This is a genomic window from Streptomyces sp. WAC 04229 (genome assembly GCF_003947455.1).
GTDB lineage: Bacteria > Actinomycetota > Actinomycetes > Streptomycetales > Streptomycetaceae > Streptomyces.
Genome location: NZ_QHJH01000318.1, coordinates 1 through 4,568 on the forward strand (window position 1 = coordinate 1; position 4,568 = coordinate 4,568).

General features: G+C 71.9%; 4 protein-coding genes. 3 read left to right on the plus strand and 1 reads right to left on the minus strand.

From position 1 onward, the window contains the following. Positions 1 to 35: 35 nt before the first annotated feature. A complete protein-coding gene (locus DMH12_RS37230) occupies positions 36 to 1,484 on the plus strand; it encodes an amino acid permease (protein WP_221763156.1) in 1,449 nt (482 codons plus the stop codon). A 4-nt stretch (positions 1,485 to 1,488) separates the two neighbouring features. Here DMH12_RS37230 and DMH12_RS37235 read toward each other — a convergent pair whose 3' ends face one another. Continuing rightward, a complete protein-coding gene (locus DMH12_RS37235; RefSeq protein WP_312023997.1) occupies positions 1,489 to 2,595 on the minus strand; it encodes a LacI family DNA-binding transcriptional regulator in 1,107 nt (368 codons plus the stop codon). A gap of 113 nt (positions 2,596 to 2,708) precedes the next feature. Between DMH12_RS37235 and DMH12_RS37240 the strand changes: the two genes are divergently transcribed. After that, entirely contained in the window at positions 2,709 to 3,848 is a 1,140-nt protein-coding gene (locus DMH12_RS37240; RefSeq protein WP_125495700.1) for a cupin domain-containing protein, read from the plus strand. 5 nt (positions 3,849 to 3,853) lie between these two features. Next, positions 3,854 to 4,568, plus strand: a 715-nt coding sequence (locus tag DMH12_RS37245) for an alpha/beta fold hydrolase (protein ID WP_221763157.1), incomplete at its 3' end; no start/stop codon positions are given.

The following is a 4,568-nucleotide window of genomic DNA, read 5'->3' on the forward strand; positions in this document are numbered from 1 at the left end:
CGGCCACGCGCCCCGTCCCCACCCGAGGTTCTGCCATGCCACACCACCCGTCCGCGCCACCGGCGCCCGCCGGAACAGGGAGCGGCACCGCTCTCACCCAGGGCCTCAAGGGCCGCCAGATCACCATGATCTCCATCGGCGGGGTGATCGGCGCCGGACTGTTCGTCGGCTCGTCCGCCTCCGTGACCGCCGCCGGGCCGGCCGCCCTGGTCTCCTTCCTGCTGGCCGCGGGGCTGGTGGTGCTGGTCATGCAGATGCTGGGCGAGATGGCCGTGGCCCAGCCCGACACCGGTTCCTTCTCCACCTACGCCGACCGTGCGCTGGGCCGCTGGGCGGGCTTCTCCATCGGGTGGTTGTACTGGTGGTTCTACATTCTCGTCATCCCCATCGAGGCCATCGCCGCCGGTGAGGTGGTCGCGGGTCTCACCTCGGTGCCCAGCTGGATCCCGGCGCTGGTGGTGATCGCGCTGCTGGCGGGCAGCAACCTTCTCGCGGTGCGCAACTACGGGGAGTTCGAGTACTGGTTCGCCCTGCTGAAGGTCGTCGCGATCGTCGCGTTCCTGGTTCTCGGTGCGCTCGCCGTCCTCGGTCTGCTGCCGGGGTCGGACACCCACGGGGTGTCGAACCTGTGGAGTCACGGCGGCTTCGCACCGCAGGGCGGCACGGCCGTCCTCGCCGGGCTGCTCACCGCGATGTTCAGCTTCCAGGGCAGCGAGATCGTCACCATCGCCGCCGCCGAGTCCGAGGAACCGCGCAAGAACATCAGGAAGGCCGTGCGCGCGGTGGTCTGGCGGCTGGGCCTCTTCTACATCGGCTCGATCCTCATCGTGGTGTGTCTCGTCCCGTGGAACGCCGACGATCTGGCGGCCGGCTCCTACCAGGCCGTCCTCGACCGGATGAACATCCCGGGCGCCGCGCGGATCATGGACGTCGTCCTCGTCGTCGCCGTGGGCAGCTGCCTCAACTCGGCCGTGTACACCGCGTCACGCATGATGTTCTCGCTGGCCGGGCGCGGCGACGCCCCCGCCCTCTTCGCCCGCACCTCACGGCAGGGAGTCCCCCGCAACGCGGTCGCGGCGTCCACGGTCGTCGGGGTGGCCGCGGTCGTCGCCAACTACCTGCTGCCGGACGTCTTCTCGTACCTCATCGCCTCCAGCGGAGCGATCGCCCTGATCATGTATATGGTCATCGCCCTCACCCAGTACGCGAACCGGCGCAAGGGAGGGCAGCCGGCCGAGGTGCGGATGTGGGGGTTCCCCTACCTGACCCTCGCCACGGTCGCCTTCATCGCCGGGGTGCTGGTGGTCATGGCCGTGCTGCCGGGACACCGGCTGGAGCTGTGGCTCTCGCTGGGCCTGACCGCGGTCCTGGTGGGCGTGGGGGTGCTGCGGCAGCGGCGCCGGAGGGGCGGCGAGGGGGACGCCGCGGCGTCGGTGGTCCGGGAGCCGGAGCGGGCGGCACGGCACGCGGTCGGCGGGCGCTGACGGATCAGCGGGCGCGGGCGTGCGTGGCGCGGGGCACGAACTCGGTCGGCAGGACCAGCCGTTCGCCGGCCGGGTCGACCTCCTTGGTGATCCGCCGGACCAGCAGGCGGGCGGCCTGGCGCGACAGCTCCCGCAGGTCGTGCCGGACGGTGGTGAGCCGGAAAGCCTCCCACGCGGCCATCGGGAGGTCGTCGAAGCCGATGACGGTGAGGTCGTCGGGGACCCTGACACCGGCGGCGAGGGCCGCGTTCAGCACCCCGATGGCCACGACGTCGTTGCCGCAGAACACGGCGGTGGGCGCCCGGTCCGCGTCCAGCAGGGCGGGCAGCGCCCGGTACCCGGTGTCGTACTCGAAGGCCCCGCGTACCACCCGGTCCTCCGGCAGTCCGACGCCCGCCTCCGCGAGGGCCAGCCGGAACCCCAGCTCGCGCTCGCGCCCCGTGGTGGTGTTCGCCGCGCCGAAGACGCCCGCGATGTGCCGGTGCCCGAGGGCCACGAGTTCCCGGGCGACGAGCCGCCCGCCGCCCTCGTTGTCGACGACGGAGGCGAAGTCGCCGGCCCGGCCGGTGTCCCGGTTGAGGAAGACGTAGGGCATGCCGCGACGGTCCAGCTGAGCGGGCAGGCGGGAATCGGTGGTGGCCGTCGCGAGGACGACGCCGTCCATCGACTGGTCCAGCAGCTTCTCTTCCGCGACCGCCTCGTCGGACCGCTCCGTGATCAGCATCATGCGGTAGCCGAGACTGCTCAGTTCGTCGTGGAGCGGGGCGATGACGTGCGGGTAGAACGGGTTCGTCAGGTCGGTGACGATGACACCGACCCGTCGGGTGGCACGCGTGGAGAGGGTGCGTCCGGCCTCGCTCGGCACGTAGTTCAGCGCCTGGGCGGCGCGCCGCACCTTCTCGCGCGTGGCCTCGGAGACACGCGGATCGTCGCGCAGGGCCCGGGAGACCGTGGGCTGCGAGACACCGGCCAGTCTGGCCACGTCGTGACTGGTGATCCCCATCGGCTCTCTCCTCGTCGCCACCGGCGCCGCCCCATGGCGCACCCCCACCCAATATACGTATGTCAATCCCGCGACAGCCAGTCGCCCCTGCGTCGCACTCCGCCGCACCTACGGCAGTGGTCCTCGACATCCCTCCACAAAGACCTTGACCCACCCCCTTGACATCAGGGCCACTGGCGCCTGTCATGGAATGCATACGTATACACAAGCAAGGAGCTGTCATGCCCGACGCAGTCGTCACCCCCCACGAGCTGGCCCGCCGTACGGTGCGCCGCAGCGACTTCGTCTCCTGCGACCAGGCGTTCATCGACTGCCGCACGCCCGGTTCCGACCGCAAGGAGAACTACGCGATGATCGGGCCGGGCGTCTCACAGGCCGCCGGCCAGCACGTCAACCTCCGGCTGCCGCACGGCTACAACATCGGCGCCGCCGCCATGCCGCACGGCATCACCAACAACCTGCACCTCCACTACACGGCCGAGGTCTTCGTCTGCACCGAGGGCGAGTACCTGCTGCGCTGGGGCGTCGACGGCACCGAGGGCGAACTCACGCTCCGGGCCGGCGACATCGCGTCCGTCCCGACCTGGATCTTCCGCGGCTTCACCAACACCGGCCCCGACGACGGCTGGCTGTTCACCGTGCTGGGCATGGACGACACCGGCGGCATCATCTGGGGCCCCTCGGTCCTGCGCGAGGCGAGTGAGCACGGCCTGTACCTCACCGCCGACAACGAACTGATCGACACCGTCGCCGGGGACCCCCTCCCCGCGGAGTCCGAGCTGGTCAGCCCCATGGCCCGGGAGCACATCGACCGGCTCCGCCGCTACACCCCCGACGAGATGAGGCGCCGCATCGCCGCCGCCGACGACCTGGTCTTCTCCGAGCGGCCCTTCCTCGACAGCACCCTGCCCGGCGGCGGAGCCCGGCTGAGCTGCGTCATCGGCTACGGCATGACGGAGGACCTGCACCAGGAGCCCCGCGTCTTCAACCCGCACGGCCACAACGTCGCCTGGCTCCGCGCCGATCCCGGGCAGGGCGTCTCGACGCACCGCCAGCACGAGACCCAGACGCTGATCGTGAAGGACGGCCTGTGGGAGGTCACCCTCAACCGCACCGACCCCGTCACGGTCCGCCTCGGTCCGCGCGACATGCTCTCCGTCCCGCAGGACGCCTGGCGCTCCGTACGCAACGCGGGTGACGAGCGGGGCGACCTCCTCGTGGTCAACTCCGGTGACGGGCGGGTCCGCCTGGAGTGGGACGACGAGGTCGTCAAGAGCGCGGCGGACGCGGGCCTGGGCATCGACCACAACGGCTACGTCGCCCCCTACGCGCTGCTGCCCCGCTCCGCACGTCCCTGGTGACCGGCGTGCCGAGCGAGGACCCGGCCGGTCCGCCGCCCCTGGTCGTCGTGCCCGGAATGCTCTGCGACACCAGGCTCTGGGACGACGTCGAGTTTCCGCAAGGCCACGCCGTCCATCACGTCCCGCTGCGTCGGGACGGCGTCGGGGCGCTCGCCCAGGACGTGCTCTCCACGGTCACGGGCCCGTTCGTCCTCGTCGGGCTCAGCCTCGGGGCCATCGTCGGCTTCGAGGTCCTGCGCCGGGCGCCCGAGCGGGTCGCGGGGCTGTGCGTGATGGCGACCAACCCGGGTGCGCCGCGCCCCGGGCAGTACACGGCCTGGCGGGAGATGGACGAGCAGATCCGGGCCGGCCGGTTCTCGGAGGTCGTCGAACGGACGCTGCCGGACATGTTCCCCGACCGGAGCCCCACCCCCTCGGCCAAGCGGCGCTACCGGGCCATGGCGCACGCGGTGGGTGCCACCGCCGCCCGCGCCCAACTCGCCGCGCAGGCCACCCGCACGGACGCGACCGGCGTACTGCGGACCGTCCGCTGCCCCACCGCGGTACTGGCCGGAGAACGGGACGTGCTCTGCCCGCCCACCCTGCACCGGACGATCGCGCGGACCGTTCCCGGAGCCGGCCTGACGCTGCTGCCCGACGCGGGACACCTCGTGCCGTGGCAACGGCCGGACGCGGTGTCGTCCGCGCTGCGCGACCTGGTCACGGCCGTCGGCACGACAC